This is a genomic window from Streptosporangium lutulentum, assembly GCF_030811455.1.
GTDB lineage: Bacteria > Actinomycetota > Actinomycetes > Streptosporangiales > Streptosporangiaceae > Streptosporangium > Streptosporangium lutulentum.
The window spans coordinates 3,994,600-4,015,911 of record NZ_JAUSQU010000001.1; the positions used below are offsets into that span (position 1 = coordinate 3,994,600).

Consider the following 21,312-nt stretch of genomic DNA (forward strand, 5'->3'; position numbering starts at 1 on the left):
GATCAGGACCGCTCCTGGGGTTGCCGCCGCCTACCGCATCCCGCATCCCGAGCGCACCGGACCGGGCGCAGAGCCTGGCTGCGGGGTCGACGGGGACAGCGATCTTTCCGGGCACACCCGGAACCTACCCCCTATTTGCCGGGGTCGGCGTCGGTCGTTCTCGAATCGATAGCGGACGGATCGTCGACCGGCGTCACGGCCTCGATCGGATCATCCTCATCGCCGAGAGAAGAGGCCTCGTCGTCGTCGAGATGGGAGAAGTCCTCGTCCTTCGGGCGCCTTCTCTCCCGCAGGTACATGAACCCCTCCGCCAGGGCGAACAGCACCACCATCGGCAGGGCGAGCGCGATCATCGTGAACGGGTCGCCGCCCGGGGTCGCGACCGCGGCGAAGACGAACATGATGAAGATGACCATGCGGCGGTGCTTGGCCACCACCCGGTGCGGCAGCACCCCGATGACGTTCAGGAAGACCATCAGCAACGGCAGCTCGAAGGAGATGCCGAAGATGACAAGCATGATCAGCGCGTAGCCGAGGTATTCGTCGATGGTGATGCCCGCCATCGCCCCCGGAGGGGCGAACCCGAGCAGGATCGACAGGCCCGTGTCCATCACGAAGTAGGCCACGCCCGCGCCCGCCAGGAACAGCGGCACCGCCAAGGTGATGAACAGGATCGAGTATCGCTTCTCGTTGCGGTACAGGCCCGGGGTGACGAACCCCCAGATCTGCCAGAGCCAGACCGGCGAGGAGACCACCAGCCCGAACATCGCCGCGACCTTGAGGTTCACGAAGAACGAGTCGAAGACCCCGAGAATCAACATCGTGCACTGCCCGGGCCGCAGCTCCTGGGCCTGCGGCAGGCCACAGTACGGCTCGGCGACGAAGTGCCAGATCGGATCGAAGAAGATGAATCCGATGATGATGCCGGCGAGCAACCCGAGCAGGGCGATGACCAGCCGGTTGCGCAACTCACGAAGATGATCCATGAGCGGCATACGGCCCTCGGCCGAGTCGGCGGGCGGTGTCGCCCCGTTCCGGCCCGGCTTGGGCCACTTCAGCAGCGCCATTCGCGAATCCTGGTCTGACGAATCGGGTGATCAGGGTCGATCTTAAGGCGACTACCGCCTACTGGGTCTTGGGCGCACCGGCCTGGGCACGGAGCCTGGCGGCCTGCTCCTCAAGGGCGCGGGCCTGCTCCTCGGCGCTCAGCGGGGAGGCCGGGGCCGCGGTGATCGGCGGCGGAACGGGGGCGGCGGGCTGAGGCTGCGCCTGGACGACCGTGGCGGTCGCCGTCTCCGTCTCGTCCTCATCACGGAGTTTGGCGGTCTCCGACTTGAAGATGCGAAGGGAACGGCCGAGGCCGCGGGCGGCTTCCGGCAGCTTCTTTGCCCCGAACAGCAGCACCAGGATCAGCCCGATGATGATGAGTTCAGTGGGTCCGAGGTTGGGCATGACACATCCTTACGCCGAGCGACGTGCATTCTTGACGTGCGTTCTCTGGCCCGATCGTACGCTGCTCAGGGACAGACTCATCCCTTCGGGCCCTGTATTGTCCCGGTCTTTTACCTGAGGAGGGTTTGCGTGGACTCAAGCCTCTCCCGCGTTCTGTTCACCTCACGTCCAAGTTCTGTGGCCGCCCGCAGCACGCGAACACCGAGAAAACCAAGGACGACCAGTCCCGCGAAGGCCACAGCGACCGCGGCCATGATCCAGCTCATTCAGTGACATCCTAACCAACACCGGAAGTCAGGAAACCGACTCGTAACGATTGAGTGCCGACATCGCGGCGGCCCGCACGCTCTCGGCCAGCGAGGCCGGCGAGATCACCCGGCCGCTGTCGCCCAGGCGCAGCGCCAGCCGTACCAGCCAGCCCTGGTCGCGGGCCCGCAGTGCCACCCGCAGACGCCCCTCCCCGAGCTCCTCGACCCGCTCGCAGGGGTAGTACTCGGCCACCCAGCGGCCCTCGGGGGTCAGCTCCAGCTCCACCAGCTCGTCGGTGGGCGAGGGCCGGAACACCCCGGAGGCCACCTCGTCGGGCACGGCGTCGGCGGGCGGGTCGGCGGCCACGTCGAGCACCTCGACGGTGAGCATCCGGTCCAGCCGGAACAACCGCACCGCCTCGGCCCGGTAGCACCAGCCCGACAGGTAGGAGCGTCCGTCCACCACGACCAGGCGCATCGGATCGACCTCGCGCGGGGTGATCTCGTCGCGCCCCGGCACGTAGTACCGCAGGGAAAGCCGCCTGCCGCGCCGCAGCGCCTCGTTGACGGCGGGCAGCGCGTCGGGCGTGGCGTCCACCTCGACCGCGACCTGGTTGCTGACCGCCGCCGCGCCCTCGCCCGAGGCCTGCTCGAACTTGGCGATGACCCTGGCCAGCGCGTCGCGCTCGCCGAACTCGGGCATCTCGGCGAGCATCCGCAGTGCCACCAGCAGGGCGCTGGCCTCGTCGATGCCCAGTCGTAGCGGGCGGGCGATGGTGTCGGCGTTGTCGATGAGGATCTCCCCGCCGTCCCACGACACGTCGATCAGGTCGCCGGGGGTGTGGCCGGGCAGCCCGCACATCCACACCAGCTGCAGGTCGTCGATGAGCTGCTTCTCGCTCAGCCCGAAGATCTTCGCGACCTCGGGGACCTGGGCGCCGGGATGCGACATCAGGTAGGGAACCAGTGCCAGCAGCCTGGGCAGGCGGTCGGCCGTGCTCATAGGAGTGCTCCCTTCAGGCGGCAGATCACGGCGTCTCGGGCGTCCGGCGGCCCGATCACCTCGGCGTCGGCGGCGAAGCCCACGACCCACCCGGCCAGCCGCGCGGGGTCGGTGAAGTCGATGTCCAGCTCGTCCCACCCGCCGGGGCCGGGCCGTACGGCCTTCGCCACCTGGCGCAGCCCCTGGCAGGTGCCCTCCCTGACCCGGATGAGGGCGATGCGCTCCGAGACGTTCAGGTCGTCGCTGTAGCCGACCATCGACGTGATGTCGACCCCCTCGGGCACCACCACGGCCCCGGGCCGGCCGATCGTGGTGACCGCCCCGCTGATCCGGCTGAGCCGGAACACCCGGGGCGCGTCGCGGTCGCGGTCGTGACCCACCACGTACCAGCGGCCGCGGCGGCTGACCACGCCCCACGGCTCCACCGTGCGGGTCAGCACGCTCTGGCCGGTGGCCCCGCGGTAGGCGAAGCGGACCGCGCGCCGGTCGCGTACGGCCTCCCACAGCGCGGGAAAGGACGGGTCGCGGGTGTCCACCCGCAACTCCAGCGCCCCGCCGAGCATCCCGCCCGCCTCGTCGGTCTCCACCCCGCCCGCGCGCAACTTGAGCAGCGCCCCGCTGGCCGCCTCGGCCAGACTGGCCCGCTGCCACACCTGGGCCGCCAGGCCCACCACGGCCGCCTCGTCGGGCTCCAGGGTGATCTCAGGCAGCTCGTAGGCCTGGCGGACGATCCGGTAGCCCGGGTCTTCCTCCCAGGGGTCCTTGTGGACCTCGATCGGGATGCCGATCTCGCGCAGCTCGTTCTTGTCCCGCTCGAACATCCGCTGGAAGGCCTCGTCGTTCTCGGCGTCGTAGCCGGGTACCGCCTGGCGGATGTGCTCGGCGCTGAGCGGCCGCCGCGTGGACAGCAGGCAGATCACGAGATTGAGCAGCCGCTCGGTCTTCCGGCGCGACATCCGGCCTCCTCCCTGTTCGAGTGACGCTACTCTTCCCCCCGTGATCAGATGGCGCAGGGGCGAAGTCGTGCGGATCCGGCGCGAGTGGCCGGGGGCGGTGGAACTCGACGTCACCACCGAGGATGGCAGTGCGCGCGCACTGGCCTATCCCGCCCTGGTGGGACGTCCGGAACCCGGCGATGCGGTGCTGCTCAACACGACCGCACTCGCGATGGGTCTTGGTACGGGAGGTTACGCCATGGTGGTGGCACTTCCCGACCGATTGCCGGAAGATCCGCACGGCCCCGGGCACCTGGTGAAGGCTCGCTACACCCCGTTGCAGGCCACCGTGCTCGGCGCCGACGAGCAGGACTCGCCCTTCCACGAGGTGCTCCGCGAGGCCGACTCCCTGGACGGCATGCCCGTGATCATCGCCGACCTGCACTCGGCGCTGCCCGCGATCCTCTGCGGCCTGTACGGCTCGCATCCCCCGCCGCGGCCGGCCGCCCCCGGGGACGCCGGGCGGGAGCCGCAGGAACCCGGCGGCGGGCGCCCGCCCGCGCGTGTCGCCTACGTGATGCTCGACGGGGGCGCGCTGCCCGCCTGGTTCTCCATGTCCTGCGCCCGGCTCAAGGAGGCCGGCTGGCTGCGCGGGGTGGTCACGGTGGGTCAGTCCTTCGGCGGCGACGTGGAGGCCGTGACGCTGCACACGGGCCTGCTGGCGGCCCGGCACGTCCTGGAGGCCGACGTGGCGATCGTCACCCAGGGGCCGGGCAACCTGGGCACCGGCACCCGCTGGGGCTTCTCGGGCGTCTCGGCCGGCGAGGCGGTCAACGCGGCCGCCGTCCTGGGGGGCCGTCCCGTCGCGGCGCTGCGGGTCAGCGAGGGCGACAGCCGCGAGCGCCACATCGGCGTCTCCCACCACTCGCTGACCGCCTACGGGAGGGTCGCGCTGGCCCCGGCCCAGGTCGCCGTGCCGGAACTGCCCGGCGACTTCGGCAGGCGGGTGACCGAGCAGGCCGAGCCGCTGGCCGTACGGCACGAGCTGGTCGGGGTGCCCGTGGACGGGCTGTACGAGGCGCTGCGCGCCTCTCCGGTGCGGCTGTCCACGATGGGCCGGGGCCTGGACGAGGACCTGGCCTACTTCCTGGCCTCGGCCGCCGCCGGCCGCCACGCGGCCTCGTTGCTGTCGTAGAACTCCTTGAAGGTGAAGGCCTTGGGGGTGGGCCCCTCGGCCTTGAGCAGCTCCAGGCGGCTCATGCCCTCGGCCGTCGTCGGCTCGGACCCCTCGGGGATCCACCACATCACCGTGTACGGCTCCGCCATGCGCAGGAACCACTCCCTGCGGCGCTGCATGACGCCCAGGTGCGCGCTGCGGTAGACGAAGTCCCACAGCGCGTCGCGCGACTCCCACACCGAAAGGTTGATCACCAGGTGGTCGCCGTAGTCGTGCTGGATCAGGTCCTGGGGGGTGTCGCCCTCCTCGAGCCGCCACACGAAGCCGGGTGTCGCGTCGGAGACCTTGTAGATGGGTTCGAGGGCCGCCATGAAGTCGGCGAGTTCGGGGGAGTCCATCGGCGCGCGCATGTGCGCGACATTGAGTTGAGCCAAGTGCATGGGATCAGCAGACCACTGCCGCCCCTTCTATGTCAATTGTCATTAATTTTAGAAAAACTGACGCAGCACTCACCCGGCCGCGCGTCCAGCCGCGCCCCCTCGGCGTCCTCGCCGATCCCCTCCAGCAGACCCCGGCAGAACTCCAGGTTCATCGAGCAGACCAGCAGCGGGTGCTCCTCGGCCAGCACGTGGAACGGGCAGTTGCGCAGCCGCACCCGGCTGCCCTCCTCGTACGGCTCGTAGCCCCGGCGGCGCAGCACCTCGCCGAGATCCTCGCCCTTCGACGCCAGCCTGCCCCCGGCCCGCCGCGCGGCCTCCTCGGCCCGCTCGTCCCCGCCGATCAGCTCCACCGTCTCGGCCAGCGCCAGCGCCAGCGTCCGGTAGTCCCTGGCGGGCACGCTGACCTGCCACTCCCCCGGCGCCCGGCGGTAGACCTTCGCCGGCCGTCCGCTGCCCGGCCCTGTCTTCTCCGTCAGCCGCCGGAAGTTCGCCTCCAGCAACCCGGCCTCGACGAGCTTGTCCAGATGGAACGCGGCCAGGGTCCGCTGGACCCCCACCGCCTCGGCGGCCTCGTTCCGCCCCACCTCACGCCCCTGGGCGGCCACGTAGTCGTAGACGGCCCGGCGCACCGGGTCCTGGAGGGTCGTCACCGTATCGAGGTCGTCACTGCTCACAGCCCGGATTGTAGGCCGAAGACCCGGGCGTCACCGACGCGTCCGGGGCGGATGCCCGTCCTTCAGGGCGGGAGGAGGCACTTCTTGTGTTTTCTCTTGGTGTGCGGGTCGGGCTCGGCACGGCAATCGCCGAAGCCCGGCCGCGCGGACGCGCGGCCGGGCTTCGGCGGTTGATCGGATTCGGAGTGGGAGCGGGCCCGGACGGGCCACGCTCCGTCCGTCAGTAGGCGGCCAGCACGTCCACCAGGAAGACCAGGGTGTCGGTGCCCTTGATCTTGTCGCCGGAACCCGCCTCACCGTAACCGAGGCTCGGCGGGATGCTCAGCAGCACCCGGCTGCCGAGCGGAACGCCGACCAGGCCCTTGTCCCAGCCGGGGATGACCTTGCCGGTGCCGATCTGGAACATGATCGGCTGGCCGCCGCGCGACCAGCTGCTGTCGAACTCGACGTCCGAGCCCCAGATCTTCCCGGCGTACTGCACCAGGATCGACTGGCCGGACTTGACCTCGGGCCCCTTGCCCTTGATCACCGTCTTGACGACGAGGTCCTTGGGAGCCTTCTCCTTGGTCTTGGTGGTCAGCTTGGGCGCGGCGTCGCCGCCCGGGTTCTCCACCTTGACGCCCTTGACCTTGGGGTCGACCGCGGTGCCCTGGGCCGCCTTGCTCTCGGGGACGCCGACCACGTCGACCACGAAGACCTGCGCCTGGCCGGGGGGAACCTGCGCCTGCTGCTCAGCGGGCAGCGCGTCCTTGGCGACGACCGACATGAACCGGCCACCGCCCTTGGTCTCGGTGAAGCCCTTGCGCAGAACCTCCGGGACCTGCGCGTCGAGCGCGATGACCTGCGGGCCGCCATCGTCGTAGGTCGAGCCCGCCATCTTGTTCTCCTTGCCGTCCCAGGTGAAGACGGTGAAGTTGGCCACGACGCTGCCGCCCTCCTTGGCGGGCGCGCCGACGGTGCCGGGCGTGAGCACCTTGTAGGAAGAGGTCTCCACGACCTTGGACGGGAAGGCCACGGTCGGCTTGGCGTTGGCCGCTCCCGTCACCTTCAACTCCGTTGCCCCACCGGCCGCGGGGCTGCTGGAGGCTCCCGCGGGGCTGCTGGAGGCCGCGGTCTCACCGCCTCCGGATCCGCAGGCTGCGGCGAACAACAAAGGCACTGCGGCGAGTACGGCCAGGCTGCGGCGGCGCATAGATATCCCTCAGGCAGACGTCAGGTTTGCGCCACACTACCCGTCCTGACATACGGAAAGGGTAAGACAACGGCTGATCTTGCCGAAGCGTGACCATCACATCCCGGCGATCAGCTTGTCCACTCTCTCGTCGACGCTGCGGAAAGGATCCTTGCACAGCACGGTGCGCTGCGCCTGATCGTTGAGCTTCAGGTGCACCCAGTCGACGGTGAAGTCGCGCCGCTTCTCCTGCGCCTTGCGGATGAACTCCCCGCGCAGCCTCGCCCGGGTGGTCTGCGGCGGAACCGACTTGGCCTCGAAGATCTTCAGGTCGGAGGCCACCCGCTCCACCGCGCCGCGCTTCTGCAGCAGGTAGAACAGGCCGCGACGGCGGTGCACGTCGTGGTAGGCGAGGTCGAGCTGGGCGACCCTGGGGCTCGACAGCGGAAGGTCGTACTTCTTGCGGTAGCGCTCGATCAGCTGGTATTTGGTCACCCAGTCGATCTCGCGGGCGACCAGGTCCAGATTGCCGGTCTCCACGGCGTTGAGCGTCCGTTCCCACAGTTCCAGGACCCGGTGGCTGATCTCGTCGCCGCCGCGGCGGTCGACGAAGTCACGGGCCTTGGAGAGGTATTCCTGCTGGATCTCCAGCGAGGACGCCTCCCGGCCGTTGGCCAGCCGCACGCGCCGCCGCCCGGTCATGTCGTGGGAGACCTCCCGGATGGCCCTGATCGGGTTCTCCAGGGACAGGTCACGCATCACCGTACCCGCCTCGATCATGCGCAGCACCAGATCGGTCGCGCCGACCTTGAGCAGCGTGGTCGTCTCGCTCATGTTGGAGTCGCCGACGATGACGTGCAGGCGGCGGAACCGCTCGGCGTCGGCGTGCGGCTCGTCGCGGGTGTTGATGATCGGGCGCGACCGGGTGGTGGCGCTGGAGACGCCCTCCCAGATGTGCTCGGCCCGCTGGGAGACGCAGTAGACGGCTCCGCGCGGGGTCTGCAGCACCTTGCCCGCCCCGCAGATGATCTGCCTGGTGACCAGGAAGGGGATCAGCACGTCGGCCAGGCGGCCGAACTCCCCGTGCCGGCCGACCAGGTAGTTCTCGTGGCAGCCGTAGGAGTTGCCGGCCGAGTCGGTGTTGTTCTTGAACAGGTAGATGTCACCGGCGATGCCCTCCTCGCGGAGCCGCTTCTCGGCGTCGACCAGGAGCCCCTCGAGGATGCGCTCGCCCGCCTTGTCGTGGGTGACGAGTTCGATGACGTTGTCACACTCGGGGGTGGCGTATTCGGGGTGGCTGCCCACGTCCAGATAGAGACGCGCTCCGTTTCGGAGGAAGACGTTGCTCGATCGGCCCCATGAGACAACACGGCGGAATAGATAACGCGCTACCTCGTCGGGTGACAGCCGCCGCTGCCCCCTGAACGTGCAGGTGACGCCGTACTCGTTCTCAAGCCCGAAGATGCGACGATCCATTGCCTCACACTATTCGCCGAACCCCTCTCGTGGGAGGGATCATGGGGGTTTTCGGTCGTACGGCTTATGCCCCCGGCGACGGACGACTAAGCGTTGACCCGGTCCGCACCCGGGTCCGTCCCCGCTCGCGGACCGCGCGGGGGCCTTCGGCGCCGGACGGGATCGGCCGCCGTCCCGCCAGAAGATCTCGACGACCTTGACGATCCGGCCGTTCGCCGCGGCGCCCGGGACCCCCTGAAGACGCCCTCCAGGCCGCCGCGGGCGGCGTGGGATCGGCCGCCCCGGACCGATCCGATCCGATCCGCGCCATCCGATCCGCGACATGGAAAGGAACCGCCGCCCCGGCGGGGGCGGCGGTTCCTCATCGTGTGGTCAGTTGTCCGAACCGGTGTCGATGTCACCCTCGGGTGCGGTCGGGGGGGCGTCGGTCCTCTCCGGAGCGGGGGCCGGCGGCTCCGCCGGCGTCTCGGCGGACGCGCCGGCCTCGGCGGAACCCGCGGCCAGCAGGCGCTCCAGCCTTGAGCCGTTGAGCCGCAGGAACCTGCGGTGCGGCCGGTTGCGATCGAGGACCGCCACCTCCAGCTGGTTGGCCGGGAAGCGCTCACCGCCCGGCTCCGTCAGCGCGAACAGCGCCGCCTCCAGCGCCTCGGTCAGCGGCAGGCCGTCACGGTAGCGCTCCTTGAGCCGGTTCGCCACCGCCTCGGCCTGACCGCCCATCGCCACCAGGCCCGACTCGTCGAACACCGAGCCGTCGAAGGTCAGCCGGTAGATGTGGTCCTCTTCGGAGGAGTCGCCGACCTCGGCCACCACCAGCTCCACCTCGAACGGCTTCATCGACTCGGTGAAGATCTGACCGAGGTTCTGCGCGTAGAGGTTGGCCAGGCCACGCGCGGTGACGTCGTCACGGTCGTAGGTGTAGCCGTTGATGTCGGCGTAGCGGATGCCGCCGAGACGCAGTGCCTCGAACTCGTTGTAACGGCCGACCGCGGCGAAGCCGATCTTGTCGTAGATCTCACTGATCTTGTGCAGGGCCCGGGACGGGTTGGGGGCGACGAACAGGATGCCGTCCACGTACTGCAGGACGACGACACTACGGCCTCGCGCGATCCCCTTACGCGCGTAATCCGCCTTGTCCCGCATCTGCTGCTCGGGCGAGACATATCCAAAAGGCATGGACACCTGGAGTGATCCTCTCGTGTTAACGCAGCGGGGCGGTCGGGCCGTCGGGAGACGTCATCCGGGAGTCGACGACCGTCTGGACGAATCCGGCGACCTCCTCGTCGGACAACCGGCGGTATCCGTCGGCGGTGATCACCGCGACGACGGGCCAGATCCTGCGGGTGAGGTCGGGGCCGCCGGTCGCCGAGTCGTCGTCGGCCGCGTCGTAGAGAGCCTGGATGAGCATCAGCACCGTGTCGTCGGGCGAGGCCCCCTCGCGGTAGAGCTTCTTGAGCGCGCCGCGCGCGAAGATCGAGCCCGAGCCGATCGCGTGGTGCTGGTGCTGCTCGTAGGGGCCGCCCCCCACGTCATAGCTGAAGATCCGGCCGCCGTCGGCGTCGGGGTCGTAGGCGGCGAACAGCGGCACGACCACCAGTCCCTGCATCGCCATCGGGAGGTTGCCGCGAATCATCGTGGCGAGCCGGTTGGCCTTACCCGCCACCGAGAGCGTGCGGCCCTCCCTCTTCTCATAATGCTCAAGCTCCACCCGGTAGAGCCGCGCCATCTCGATCCCGGTGCTCGCCGCCCCGGCGATGCCCATGCCCGAGTACTCGTCGGTCCGGAACACCTTCTCCATGTCACGCTGGGAGATGATGTTGCCGGAGGTCGCCCGGCGGTCTCCGGCCATCACGACGCCACCGGCGCAGATCGCCGTGACGATCGTGGTGGCATGAGGTATCTGGTCGCCGACCGGAGTCGCCAGGACGTCGTTACGGCCGGGCAACAAGTCCGGCGAGTGGGACCTGACGAACTCGGTGAACGAGGAGCTTCCGGTGTCGGTAAAAATGTGATTCACCATGCCGGCGGGCAAGTCCCTGTGCGATCCCACGCGACTCCCTCCAAAGGTGCGGTCTTTAAGGCCCGACCTTACTCATCTTGCCGTGCTGCTTGCACTTCCCTGGATCAGCTCAGCGCGAACCACCTGTGTACGGATCATTCAATCTTTACGGCCGGGCGCGTCCCCTCAGGAGCCGGGCCTCACGGCCGGGCGCGCCCCCTCGGAGGCCGATCCGGCCTCCCGGAGACCACGGACCCGGGGAGCGCACGAACACGGGCGGACCTCGCGATACGGGAGGTGAGACAGGTGACGCCCTCCCCCGGGGTCGAGGGCGCGACGCTCGCGGCGCTTCCTCGCTCTCCTCACTCGCCGCTCCGCGGCCGCCCGGACGCGACAGGTTTTGCGCGGCGGTCCCCCTTGGATCGCGAAGCGGGCGCGGCCTCGAACGCTCACGGCTCCGGACGGCCGCGGCCGGGTCCGGCGCGCGACGCGGCTCCTTCACGTACCGGCCGGTATCCGCGCCTCCAGGAACCCCCGGGCGTTCCCCGACGGCCTCGCGGCCCTCTGCCCCGCCCCTTCGGCGCCCCGGGCCCGAGCGGTGCCCGAGCGCCCGCGGAAGCCCTCTCCGCGGTAGCGGGCGCGATCGCCCGCCACCCCCTCGTCCCGTCCGAAACGGGTGACCGGCCGGCCGCCCCGTGGCAGGGCCAGGTATCCGGACTCGCTGCCGAATCCGCCCTCGCCCTTCAGCCTAGATTCGGGCACGCACCCTATTGCCCGCCTTTTTGCACGTACGACCTCACGAACTCCTCGGCGTTCTCCTCAAGGACCTCATCGATCTCGTCGAGGATCGCGTCGACGTCGTCCGTGAGCTTGTCCTGACGCTCCTGGACGTCAGAGGTTTCCGCCGCGGCGGTCTCCTCCACCTCCTTGTCGCTCCGGCCTGCCTGCTTCTGCCCGCCGGTGTCCTTGCTTGCCATATCTGTGGCACCTCCGCTTAGGGGGATGTATCTGCTTCGTATCTTTCCCCGAAGTGGCAGACATTGCGCGCGGATCGCCCCGCGATCTTTGCGGAGTTCCCCGAGGTCGCTCCGGGAGTCCTGTACGTCAGAGAACCCCTCTCCGGCTCGAAAAGGCAAATCCGGGGACCGCTTGACTGGATAGTCCCCCTATCCAGGGAAAGGCCCCATGTCACCGTCATCGTCGAGCACCGCCGGGGTGCTTCTCGTCACCGTGCCCGCCGTCGCCCCCGGCGCCGGAACATCACCACTCGGTATCGGCCTCACCGGAGGCTCTCACCTGGCAAATCGGATTTCTTGAGCGTTCACGGGCGTGTTCGGACCGTTCCAGGTAGGCCCTGGCGTTCGAAACTGCGATCATTGACGGGTGAGTGCCATCATCGCCCGCCGCTACAAACTTGTCTCCCGCGTCGGCCAGGGAGCGACAGGTGTCGTCTGGCGTGCCTTCGACCTACTGCTGGAGCGAGAGGTGGCATTGAAGGAGATCGCTCTCCCTCCCGGGCCCGCCGCGGCCGAACAGCGGCGCCGGGTGGTGCGCGAGGCCCGGATGGCCGCACGACTGAGCCATCGGGGGATCGTCACGGTGCACAACCTCACCGAGGAGGCCGAGCGGCTCTGGATCGTGATGGAGTTCCTGGAGGCCCTGACGCTGCACGACACGATCGTGCAAGCGGGCCCTCTCCCGGTGGACATGGTGGCCGCGATGGGACGCCGCCTGCTGGAGGCTCTGCGGCACGCCCACGACGGCGGGGTCATCCATCGTGACATCAAGCCCGCCAACATCATGCTGACCGGCGACCGGGTGGTGCTGGCCGACTTCGGCTTCGCCGCGCCGGAGGGCACGGCCAACACCTCGATGCGCGGCACGCCGGCGTTCATCGCGCCGGAGACGCTGCACGGCCACGGCGGGACCCGCGAGGCGGACATGTGGTCGTTCGGGGCCACGCTGTACATGGCGGTGGAGGGCAGGACGCCGTTCCGCACGGTGGATTCGATGGCCGACCTGGTCGCGGCGCTGCAGGAGCCGCCGCGCGCGCCGCGGCGGGCGGGCGCGCTGGAGCCGGTGCTGCGCGGGTTGTTGCGCAAGGATCCACGCTCACGGCTGAGCGCGGAGCAGACGTCGCTGATGCTGTCGGACACGCGCTGCTTCAGCGCGGCCTGAGCGGTCCGGGCACGATTCGAGGACGGCGCGGGCACGGTCCCCGGCATCCGCCGGTCGCGTCGGCCACGCCACAGGCGACGCCCCTGACTCCCCGCTCAGGGGAGCGGAAGGGTCAGGGCGGCGTTCCGCGCACCCAAGCAACCGAATCGTTACATAAAATCACCCAATGTAACCATATAGTGCGTTATTTCAAGTGAAGATGTGAAGCAATTGAGGGCCCGGCTTCTACACGCAACGGGTGGTTCATGGGAACAGGTAAGGGAAAGCCGCGCCTACTGGGAGGCCGTTACCGGCTGATCTCACCGATCGAGCAGACGTCCATGAGCGTGACGTGGCGGGCCCACGACTCCCTGCTCCGGCGAGATGTGGCGATCAAGGAGATCCGGCCGCGATTCCTCGAGCACGGGGCGGATCTGCGCGACGCGCGCCGCCGGGCACTGCGCGAGGCGCGTTCGGCGGGACGGCTGAACCATCCGGCGGTGCTCTCCGTACACGATCTGCTGGAGGAGGGCCAACGGCTCTGGATCGTGATGGAGCTCCTCCAGGCCCACACGTTGAAGGAGACGGTGCGGCGGCTGAGCCATCTGCCGGTCCGCCGGGTGGCGTGGATCGGGCTCCAGCTCCTGGGCGGGTTGCGCCACGCGCACGGGGCGGGCGTGCTGCACCGCGACATCGGTCCGAGCAACATCCTGCTGACCGGCGACCGGGTGGTGCTGTCGGACTTCGGGCTCTCGGCGCTGAACGGCAAGGCGCTGAACGGGAGTTCGGGGGCGCTGGCGACCACTCCGGCCACCTGCACCCCCGACTACATGGCGCCGGAGCGGCTGCGGGGCATGCCGGCGACCCCGGCGGCGGACCTGTGGTCGTTCGGAGCGAGCCTGTACTTCGCGGTGGAGGGCCGGCCGCCGTACTCCGCTTCGGACGAGCTGGCGGCGCTGGGCATGAAGACGACCAGGGATCTGCGGCCGGCCCGGAGGGCAGGCCCGCTCCACCCCGTCCTGGAGGGGCTGCTCCAGTGCGATCCGGCGGTGCGCATCAGCGCCAGGCGCGCGGCGCGCATGCTGTCGGAGCTCTCGCGGGTGAAGGGCACCGCGACGGCGCCGCCACCGCGGCTGTCCATGGCGCGGCGCCCTCCCCACTCCTTTACATCGTAGATCAAAAACTCTGGGCGCGGCACGCCTCCACGAACCGGGGAGCCAGGTGAGGGCTGCCGGCCCAGTGCAGGTGCAGGTAGGAGGCGCTCACCCGGTCGTCGGCGAATCCGTCGGCACCGCCCCGCCAGCGGAACAGGGGCCGCTCGGGTGCGGGATCCACGGCGGTGCGGTGGAACTCGTGACCGCGGTAGCGCTCCCCGTCCCTGGTCAGCACCGAGTCCCGGACGGCCACCGCGTCGCGGTACCCGAGGGTGAGGGTGCCGGTCATCCGGGCCTCGATGTCGAGGATTCCGCACATCGGCCTGCCGTCCAGCTGCCTGGCGAGGTAGAGCAGGCCCGCGCACTCGGCCGAGATCGGCCCGTCGAACGCGGCGACCTCCTTGCGCAGCGGTTCGTTGGCCGACAGCTCCGCCGCGTACACCTCGGGGAAACCACCGCCGATGACGATCCCCCTGGCCCCCTCCGGCAGGGTCTCGTCGGTGAGGGGGTCGAAGGGGACGACCTCGGCTCCCGCGGCCGTCAGGAGCTCGGCCTGCTCGGTGTAGCCGAAGGTGAACGCCTGGCCGCCCGCGACCGCGATCCTCACGGAGGCGGGGGCGGAAGGGCCGGGGGTCCACGGGGCCGCGGGCAGCGGCGGGGCCGAGCGGGCGAGCCGCAGGAGCTCCTCCAGGTCGCAGGAGGCCGCGATCAGCGCGGCGACGGCGTCCATGGCCTGGGCGGCCTGGGTGCGGCGTTCGGCGGCGGGGACGAGGCCCAGGTGGCGGGAGGGGGTGGCGACGGCGTCGCTGCGGCGGATCGCGCCCAGCACCGGGACGCCGCTCTCGGCGAGGGCCTCGCGGCAGATGCTCTCGTGCCGTTCGGAGCCGATCCGGTTGAGGATCACCCCGCCGAGCCGGATCCGGGTGTCGTAGGAGGCGAACCCGTGCACGAGCGCGGCCACGGACCGGCTCTGCTTGGCGGCGTCCACGACCAGGACCACCGGCGCGTCCAGCAGCCTGGCGACGTGCGCGGTGGAGGCGAACTCGCTCGCGCCCGCGCCGTCGTACAGGCCCATCACCCCCTCGACCACCGCGAGGTCGGCCCCGGCGGCGCCGTGCCCGAAGAGCGGGGCGATGCGCTCCTCCCCCACCAGCCACGGGTCGAGGTTGCGCCCGGGACGGCCGGTGGCCAGGGCGTGGTAGCTGGGGTCGATGTAGTCGGGGCCCACCTTGTGCGGGGAGACCGCCATGCCCCGGCGGGTGAACGCGGCCATCAGCCCGGTCGCCACGGTGGTCTTGCCCGCTCCCGAGGCCGGGGCCGCGATGACCAGACGGGCTACCATTCGATGCCCTTCTGGCCCTTCTGCCCGGCGTCCATGGGGTGCTTGACCTTGCCCATCTCCGTCACCAGGTCGGCGGCGTCGAGCAGCCGGGGGTCGGCGTCGCGGCCGGTGATGACGACGTGCTGGCTTCCGGGCCGGGCCCGCAGGGTGTCGATCACGTCGTCGACGTCGATCCAGCCCCACTTCATCGGATAGGTGAACTCGTCGAGCACGTACAGGCGGAACGTCTCGGCGGCGAGGTCGCGTTTGATCTGCTCCCAGCCCTCGCGGGCGTCGGCGGCGTGGTCCTCCTCGCTGCCGGGGCGCTGGATCCAGGACCAGCCCTCTCCCATCTTGTGCCAGGAGACCGATCCGCCCTCTCCGGAGTCGCCGAGCACCCGCAGGGCGCGTTCCTCGCCGATCCGCCACTTGGCGGACTTGACGAACTGGAAGACCCCGATCGGCCAGCCCTGGTCCCAGCCGCGCAGGGCGAGGCCGAAGGCGGCGGTGGACTTGCCCTTGCCCGGTCCGGTGTGGACGATCAGCAGCGGCCGGGCGCGGCGCTGCCGGGTGGTGAGACCGTCCTCGGGAACGCTGACCGGTTTGCCCTGCGGCATCGTCAGTCCTCTCTCTTCGTCATGCGGCGCTCCGCCGCTCACGGATCATGCCGGCGAGGTCGGTGAGGTCGTCGAGACGCACCGTCTCGGCCCCCATCCGCCCGGCCAGGGCTCGGGCGAGGCCCAGGCGGACGTGCCCGCCCTCGCAGTCGACCACCACGCTCGTGACCCCGGCCAGGAGTCCCGCCGCGCGATGCGACTCCTCCACGGTGCCCGAGGTGGCCCGCCCGTCGGTGACCAGGACCACCAGCGGGCGCCTGGCCGGGTCGCGCAGGCGTTCGACCCTCAGCACCTCGGCGGCGCGCAGCAGCCCGGCGGCCAGGGGGGTACGGCCTCCGACGGGCAGCTCGCGCAGGCGGGCCGCGCCGGTCTCGACCGAGGAGGTGGGCGGCAGGACGAGGTCGGCGCGGGTGCCCCGGAAGGTGATGAGCCCGACCTTGTCGCGGCGCTGGTAGGCGTCGAGCAGCAGTCCCATCACGGCGGTCTTGACGGCGCGCATGCGCTGCCTGGCCGCCATGGACCCGCTGGCGTCGACGACGAACAGGACCAGGTTTCCCTCGCGGCCCTCGCGGACGGCCTCCCTGAGGTCTCCGCGCCGCAGGAGCAGGCCCGCGCCGCTCCTGCCGCGTTCGAGCTGGTACGGCGCGGCGGCGCCGACGGTCGCCCGCAGGTGCAGGGAGCCCGGGCGCCCCTGGGGAACGCGGGCGCCGGTGGTCCGGCCGAGGGGTGTCATGGCCCTGGACCGCCGTCCCGGAGCCCCCGAGCCGACCCCCGGGACCGTGAACAGCCTGGTCCTCGCCGCGGGGTCGGCGTCGAAGGTCTGCTCGCGGCCTCCGGGACCGGCCTCCGGCCCGGGGCCGGCGGAGGGCTGGGCGCCGGAGGGCGGGGTGGTGGGGGGCGGGGCGCCCGGCGCTCCGGGGTCCGGGGCTGCGGGTCCCGGGACGTCCGGGGTCGCGGAGGCGGTGGAGTCGGTGGAGTCGGTGGAGTCGGTGGAGTCGGCGCCGCCGCCCGAACCGTCCGGCCCCTGATCGTCGGGGCCCGCGCCGCCCGGACCCTCCGGACCCGGGTCGTCCGGATCCGGGTCCTCGGGGCCCACGGCGGCCGGGTCGTCGGGAATCCGGTTCAGGAGGTCCTCCAGCTTGGACTCGTCCAGGCCGGGGGCGTCGAAGGGGTCACGGCGCCGGCGGTGCGGAAGGGCGAGCCTGGCGGCCTCGCGCACGTCGTCGGCGGTGACGACGGTACGGCCCTGCCAGGCGGCGTGGGCGATCGCCGCACTCGCGGTGACCAGGTCGGCGCGGAGCCCGTCCACCTCGAACGCCGCGCAGACCGTGGCGATCTGCAACAGCGCGGAGTCGGGCAGCACCACCCGGGGCAGCCGGGCCCGGGCCTCGGCGATCCGCCTCGCCAGGTCCTGCTCCTCGCCGGCCCACTTCTGGGCGAAGGCGTCGGGGTCGGCCTCGAACGCCAGGCGCCGCCGTACCACCTCCGCCCGCTCCGGCGCCTCCCGCGACGCCCGGACCTCCACGGTCAGCCCGAAACGGTCCAGGAGTTGCGGCCGGAGCTCCCCCTCTTCGGGGTTCATGGTGCCCACCAGCAGGAACCGGGCCGCGTGCCGTACCGACACGCCTTCGCGCTCGACGTAGCACGTGCCCAGCGCGGCGGCGTCCAGCAGCAGGTCGACCAGGTGGTCGTGGAGCAGGTTGACCTCGTCCACGTAGAGGACGCCCCGGTGGGCGCCCGCCAGGAGGCCGGGTTCGAAGGACTTCACGCCCTCGGTGAGCGCCCGTTCGATGTCGAGGGAGCCGACCAGGCGGTCCTCGGAGGCGCCGACCGGCAGCTCCACCAGGCGGGCGGGCCGCACGGTACCGGCCGCGGAACCCGCGGGCGGCTCGGCGTGCGCCCGGGCCTCGTGCGGCCCGTCGGGGCAGCCGGGGTCCGGGGTCGCGGGGTCGCAGGAGAAGCGGCAGCCGCTCACCACCTCGACGGGGGGCAGCAGCGCGGCCAGCGCCCGCACGATCGTGGACTTGGCCGTGCCCTTCTCCCCTCTGACCAGCACCCCGCCGGAGCGGGGGGACACGGCGTTGAGGATCAGCGCGAGCTTCAGGTCCTCCGATCCCACGATCGCGGTGAAGGGATAACGGGACTCACGCACCTTCGAGATCTCCTTGCCTTTTGTCATGGGGTGTAGCTCAGCTGCCAGCGCCCGCCCCGGCCGGTGAGCGCGACGCGGGCCAGCGGCGCGACGTCGATCCGCCAGAACGCCGCGGCGGGCGCCCCGAGGGCGTGGACGACCGCGGCGCGGATGACCGGGGGGTGGGTGATCGCGACGAGCCTGCCGGGGGCGCGGCCGGCGAGCCAGCCCGCCACCCTGCCGAGGAGGCCGGCGATCGACTCTCCCCCGTGGGGCGCCGCGGCGGGGTCGCCGAGCCAGGAGGCGAGAGCCTCGGGTTCGGCGGCCTCGACCTCGCCGAGCGTCCGGCCGCTCCAGCGACCATAGTCGCAGTCGGCGAGCAGCGGGTCGGGGTCGGCCCGCAGGCCGAGCGCCGCGGCGGTCTGGACGCAGCGCACCTCGGCGGGGCAGGCCGCCGAGCCGCGGCCGAACTCCCGCGCCAGGCCGGTGGCCCGGCGCAGGCCGCGTTCGTCGAGCGGTTCGTCACCCGGGAACGCGGCCCGTGCCGTCGCCGAGGTGGAGGCGTGACAGACGAACAGCAAGCGGGTGACCCCCGAGGGGGTCGTCACCCCGTGCTGCGCCCGCGCGCGGCGAAGGCGAACAGCGCGCCGATGCCGGTCCAGAACACCGCCTGGGTGCCGATGGACGCGATCCGGAAGTTCCACAGGAGATCGGCGGGGAAGCCCGCGGGCACCTCGTTGATCTCCGGAAGGAGGATCAAGGCCACGGCCACGGGGATCAGCACCGAAGCCCCCGCCGACAGCCAGCGCAGCCAGGGCTCACGCTGTGCGGCGTACCGGTAGGCGGCGGCGCCCGCGGCGACGGCGAGGATCCCGATGAGCACCGCGACCAGGTAGAGCACGGTGCGCTGGTTGATCGTCTCGGGATCACCGACCGCAGGTGGGTTGGCGGGATATTTCAGGAAAGGGATGAGGACGATGGCGCCGAAGGCGGCGGCCGCGAGGGTCACCGCGAGCACCGGTTCGGAGCGGGGCCCGGCCCGGCCGCGCAGGAACGCGTAGACGAGGGCGAACAGCCCCCCGACGGCCAGTCCGTACAGGGCCAGGGCGAGGAAGAGCCCGAAGCGCTGCCCGTCCCTGCTGACCAGTGCCTCGTCCTCGTCGTGGGAGTGGGCCGCGGGTTCGGCGGCCTCGTGGGAGTGGGATCCGGCCGCCGGGGCGGCGGCCGAGGCCGCCTCCTCGATCGCGATGGCCTGGTCGATGCGCGGCTCGCCCACGGCGTAGGCGAAGGCTGCCGCGAACAGCCCGGCGAGCAGTCCGGCGAGTAGTCCCCGGACGATGAGTTTGGTGATCACATGCGGCTCAGTGACACGGGACGCCGAGCAGATGGCGCCCGTCGTGCATGAGCTCGTGCAGGTAGTTCCCGGCCTGCGAGACCGCTCCCTGGTCGAACGTGACCAGGTAGGCGAGCAGCAGCAGCACCGGTACGGCGAGCAGCCACCAGGTGAGTGAGGACAACGGGATGGGCTTGGCGTGCGGAGCCGAGATCTGGCTCACGGCCACCTCCTTCGGGATTGACGCGTCCCTTTTTCGTAGGTCGGTGGCGGTCGAGTGACCTGGCTTCCGGCACTGACGTGCCGGTTACAGTGGCGCGACCGCACCGGTATTTCACCGGATTTCCCTCGCACCGCCACAAATCCCCCGGAACGTACCCCGGTTACCTATCCCCCGTCAATCCAGACATCAAGACCATCCGGACATGACGGTGCGGGGAGGCGATCCCATCGGGACCGCCTCCCCGCACGATCGGAGGATCACTACTCGCCGGTGAGGGCCGTCACCAGCTCCGCGGCGGTCCGGCAGCGGTCGAACAGCTCACCCACGTGGGCCTTGGTGCCGCGCAGCGGCTCCAGGGTCGGAACGCGCTGCAGCGACTCGCGGCCGGGGATGTCGAAGATCACCGAGTCCCAGGAGGCGGCGGCGACCGACTCGCTGTACTGGCTCAGGCAACGCCCCCGGAAGTAGGCGCGGGTGTCGCTGGGCGGGATCTCGATGGCCCGCTGGACCTCTTCCTCGGTGACCAGCCGCTGCATCCGGCCCCGGGCGACCAGCCGGTTGTACAGACCGCGGTCGGGCCGGATGTCGGAGTACTGGAGGTCGACGAGCTGCAGGCGCGAGTGGGACCAGGGAAGGTTGTCGCGGGTGCGGTAACCCTCCAGCAGTTCCAGCTTGGCGACCCAGTCCAGCTCCCTGGAGAGCTGCATCGGGTCCTCGGCCAGACGGGTGAGGACCGACTCCCAGCGGTCCAGGACGTCCTTGGTGGGCTCGTCCACGCCGTTGGCGCTGCGCTCCTCGGCATACTTGCGCGCCAGCTCCAGATACTCCATCTGGAGCTGTACGGCCGTCAGCCTGCGGCCGTCGCGCATCGGGATCTCGTATTTGAGCGTGGGGTCGTGGGAGACCGCCCGCAGGGCCTGGACCGGGTTGTCCACGGTGAGATCGCGGGTGAAGTAACCGTCCTCGATCATGGCGAGGACCAGCGCGGTGGATCCGAGCTTCAGGTAAGTAGAGATCTCCGACATGTTGGCGTCACCGATGATGACGTGCAGGCGGCGATACTTCTCCGGATCGGCGTGCGGCTCGTCGCGGGTGTTGATGATCGGCCGCTTGAGCGTGGTCTCCAGGCCCACCTCGACCTCGAAGAAGTCGGCGCGCTGGCTGATCTGGAAGCCCTCGCTGCGTGAGTCCTGGCCGATGCCGACCTTGCCCGCGCCGGTGACGACCTGCCGGGAGACGAAGAACGGCGTCAGGTGCCTGACGATGTCGGCGAACGGCGTGGCCCGCCGCATCAGGTAGTTCTCGTGGCAACCGTAGGAGGCGCCCTTGTTGTCGGTGTTGTTCTTGTAAAGCTGGATCGGGGCGTTGGCCGGCACCGCCGAGGCGCGGACCGCCGCGTCGTGCATGACCCGCTCCCCCGCCTTGTCCCAGATCACCGCGGCTCGCGGGTTGGTGCACTCGGGAGTGGAGTATTCGGGATGGGCATGGTCCACATAAAGCCGGGCGCCGTTGGTCAGGATCACGTTGGCCAGGCCCAGATCCTCATCCGTGAGCTGGCTCTGGTCGGCCACCTCCCTGGCCAGGTCGAAACCTCGCGCGTCTCGCAGAGGATTCTCCTCCTCGAAGTCCCAGCGCGCGCGCCGCGCCCGGGCCGTCGAGGCGGCCAGGTAGGCGTTCACGACTTGGGAGGAGGTCACCATCGCGTTGGCCCCCGGCTGTCCGGGCACGGAGATGCCGTATTCGGTCTCGATGCCCATCACCCGCCGTACCGTCATGCGCACCCTCTGTTCATCCGGGACTGTTC

Annotated in this window: 22 protein-coding genes and 1 riboswitch; of the genes, 3 read left to right on the forward strand and 19 right to left on the reverse strand. The window is 70.7% G+C overall.

The window, feature by feature from the left end; genetic code table 11:
• Positions 1 to 131 precede the first annotated feature (131 nt).
• The 4 genes from tatC to J2853_RS17895 all read right to left on the reverse strand — a co-directional run bounded on the left by tatC (position 132) and on the right by J2853_RS17895 (position 3,659).
• Positions 132 to 1,067 (reverse strand): twin-arginine translocase subunit TatC, encoded by a 936-nt coding sequence (gene tatC / locus J2853_RS17880; RefSeq protein WP_307559356.1) that lies wholly within the window; start codon positions 1,065 to 1,067, stop codon positions 132 to 134.
• Positions 1,068 to 1,125: 58 nt separating this feature from the next.
• Complete coding sequence (tatA, locus tag J2853_RS17885) at positions 1,126 to 1,452, reverse strand: Sec-independent protein translocase subunit TatA (RefSeq protein ID WP_307559358.1); 327 nt, start codon at positions 1,450 to 1,452, stop codon at positions 1,126 to 1,128.
• 294 nt (positions 1,453 to 1,746) lie between these two features.
• Positions 1,747 to 2,703, reverse strand: coding sequence for a helix-turn-helix transcriptional regulator (locus J2853_RS17890; RefSeq protein ID WP_307559360.1), 957 nt, complete (start codon positions 2,701 to 2,703; stop codon positions 1,747 to 1,749).
• Complete coding sequence (locus J2853_RS17895; RefSeq protein WP_307559362.1) at positions 2,700 to 3,659, reverse strand: helix-turn-helix transcriptional regulator; 960 nt, start codon at positions 3,657 to 3,659, stop codon at positions 2,700 to 2,702. Before J2853_RS17895 ends, J2853_RS17890 begins: the two co-directional genes overlap by 4 nt.
• Positions 3,660 to 3,699: 40 nt before the next feature.
• Here J2853_RS17895 and J2853_RS17900 point away from each other — a divergent pair, with 40 nt between their 5' ends.
• On the forward strand, positions 3,700 to 4,833 hold the full coding sequence (locus J2853_RS17900) for a DUF3866 family protein (RefSeq protein ID WP_307559363.1): 1,134 nt from the start codon (positions 3,700 to 3,702) through the stop codon (positions 4,831 to 4,833).
• Here the strand turns inward: J2853_RS17900 and J2853_RS17905 are convergent.
• The 8 genes from J2853_RS17905 to J2853_RS17940 all read right to left on the reverse strand — a co-directional run bounded on the left by J2853_RS17905 (position 4,779) and on the right by J2853_RS17940 (position 11,549).
• Entirely contained in the window at positions 4,779 to 5,255 is a 477-nt protein-coding gene (locus tag J2853_RS17905; protein ID WP_307559365.1) for a DUF3291 domain-containing protein, read from the reverse strand. The genes J2853_RS17900 and J2853_RS17905 overlap by 55 nt on opposite strands.
• Before the next feature lie 32 nt (positions 5,256 to 5,287).
• A complete protein-coding gene (locus J2853_RS17910; protein ID WP_307559367.1) occupies positions 5,288 to 5,929 on the reverse strand; it encodes a helix-turn-helix transcriptional regulator in 642 nt (213 codons plus the stop codon).
• 220 nt (positions 5,930 to 6,149) lie between these two features.
• Entirely contained in the window at positions 6,150 to 7,121 is a 972-nt protein-coding gene (locus J2853_RS17915; RefSeq protein ID WP_307559369.1) for an FKBP-type peptidyl-prolyl cis-trans isomerase, read from the reverse strand.
• Positions 7,122 to 7,217: 96 nt separating this feature from the next.
• Positions 7,218 to 8,576, reverse strand: a complete 1,359-nt coding sequence (pafA, locus tag J2853_RS17920) for a Pup--protein ligase (protein WP_307559372.1) — start codon at positions 8,574 to 8,576, stop codon at positions 7,218 to 7,220.
• 372 nt (positions 8,577 to 8,948) lie between these two features.
• Complete coding sequence (gene prcA, locus J2853_RS17925; protein ID WP_307568713.1) at positions 8,949 to 9,749, reverse strand: proteasome subunit alpha; 801 nt, start codon at positions 9,747 to 9,749, stop codon at positions 8,949 to 8,951.
• Between the two features lie 25 nt (positions 9,750 to 9,774).
• Positions 9,775 to 10,593 (reverse strand): proteasome subunit beta, encoded by an 819-nt coding sequence (gene prcB, locus J2853_RS17930; RefSeq protein WP_307559374.1) that lies wholly within the window; start codon positions 10,591 to 10,593, stop codon positions 9,775 to 9,777.
• Between the two features lie 477 nt (positions 10,594 to 11,070).
• Positions 11,071 to 11,334: a hypothetical protein gene (locus J2853_RS17935; protein ID WP_307559376.1), complete on the reverse strand. Its 264-nt coding sequence runs from the start codon at positions 11,332 to 11,334 to the stop codon at positions 11,071 to 11,073.
• A 5-nt stretch (positions 11,335 to 11,339) separates the two neighbouring features.
• The gene (locus J2853_RS17940; RefSeq protein WP_307559378.1) at positions 11,340 to 11,549 is read right to left on the reverse strand and encodes a ubiquitin-like protein Pup; all 210 of its coding nucleotides are present in this window, start codon (positions 11,547 to 11,549) and stop codon (positions 11,340 to 11,342) included.
• A gap of 406 nt (positions 11,550 to 11,955) precedes the next feature.
• On the opposite strand from J2853_RS17940, the gene J2853_RS17945 reads away from it, so the two are divergent.
• Together J2853_RS17945 and J2853_RS17950 are read left to right on the forward strand one after the other, a co-directional pair.
• A complete protein-coding gene (locus J2853_RS17945) occupies positions 11,956 to 12,750 on the forward strand; it encodes a serine/threonine-protein kinase (protein ID WP_307559380.1) in 795 nt (264 codons plus the stop codon).
• 320 nt (positions 12,751 to 13,070) lie between these two features.
• On the forward strand, positions 13,071 to 13,904 hold the full coding sequence (locus J2853_RS17950; protein WP_307559381.1) for a serine/threonine-protein kinase: 834 nt from the start codon (positions 13,071 to 13,073) through the stop codon (positions 13,902 to 13,904).
• A gap of 1 nt (position 13,905) precedes the next feature.
• Here J2853_RS17950 and J2853_RS17955 read toward each other — a convergent pair whose 3' ends face one another.
• The 7 genes from J2853_RS17955 to dop all read right to left on the reverse strand — a co-directional run bounded on the left by J2853_RS17955 (position 13,906) and on the right by dop (position 21,283).
• Positions 13,906 to 15,225, reverse strand: a complete 1,320-nt coding sequence (locus J2853_RS17955; protein ID WP_307559383.1) for a cobyrinic acid a,c-diamide synthase CobB — start codon at positions 15,223 to 15,225, stop codon at positions 13,906 to 13,908.
• Entirely contained in the window at positions 15,219 to 15,821 is a 603-nt protein-coding gene (gene cobO / locus J2853_RS17960) for a cob(I)yrinic acid a,c-diamide adenosyltransferase (protein WP_307559385.1), read from the reverse strand. Before cobO ends, J2853_RS17955 begins: the two co-directional genes overlap by 7 nt.
• A 19-nt stretch (positions 15,822 to 15,840) precedes the next feature.
• A complete protein-coding gene (locus J2853_RS17965; protein WP_307559387.1) occupies positions 15,841 to 18,000 on the reverse strand; it encodes a putative cobaltochelatase in 2,160 nt (719 codons plus the stop codon).
• Entirely contained in the window at positions 17,997 to 18,560 is a 564-nt protein-coding gene (locus J2853_RS17970) for a histidine phosphatase family protein (protein ID WP_307559389.1), read from the reverse strand. Before J2853_RS17970 ends, J2853_RS17965 begins: the two co-directional genes overlap by 4 nt.
• Positions 18,557 to 19,306: a CbtA family protein gene (locus J2853_RS17975; protein WP_307559391.1), complete on the reverse strand. Its 750-nt coding sequence runs from the start codon at positions 19,304 to 19,306 to the stop codon at positions 18,557 to 18,559. Before J2853_RS17975 ends, J2853_RS17970 begins: the two co-directional genes overlap by 4 nt.
• 7 nt (positions 19,307 to 19,313) lie before the next feature.
• Positions 19,314 to 19,508 carry a CbtB domain-containing protein gene (locus J2853_RS17980; protein WP_307559393.1) on the reverse strand — a complete coding sequence of 65 codons (195 nt, stop codon included), beginning with the start codon at positions 19,506 to 19,508 and terminating at the stop codon, positions 19,314 to 19,316.
• Positions 19,509 to 19,551: 43 nt separating this feature from the next.
• Positions 19,552 to 19,645: riboswitch (adenosylcobalamin (AdoCbl) riboswitch) on the reverse strand.
• A 123-nt stretch (positions 19,646 to 19,768) separates the two neighbouring features.
• Positions 19,769 to 21,283, reverse strand: coding sequence for a depupylase/deamidase Dop (gene dop, locus J2853_RS17985; RefSeq protein WP_307559397.1), 1,515 nt, complete (start codon positions 21,281 to 21,283; stop codon positions 19,769 to 19,771).
• Positions 21,284 to 21,312 lie beyond the last annotated feature (29 nt).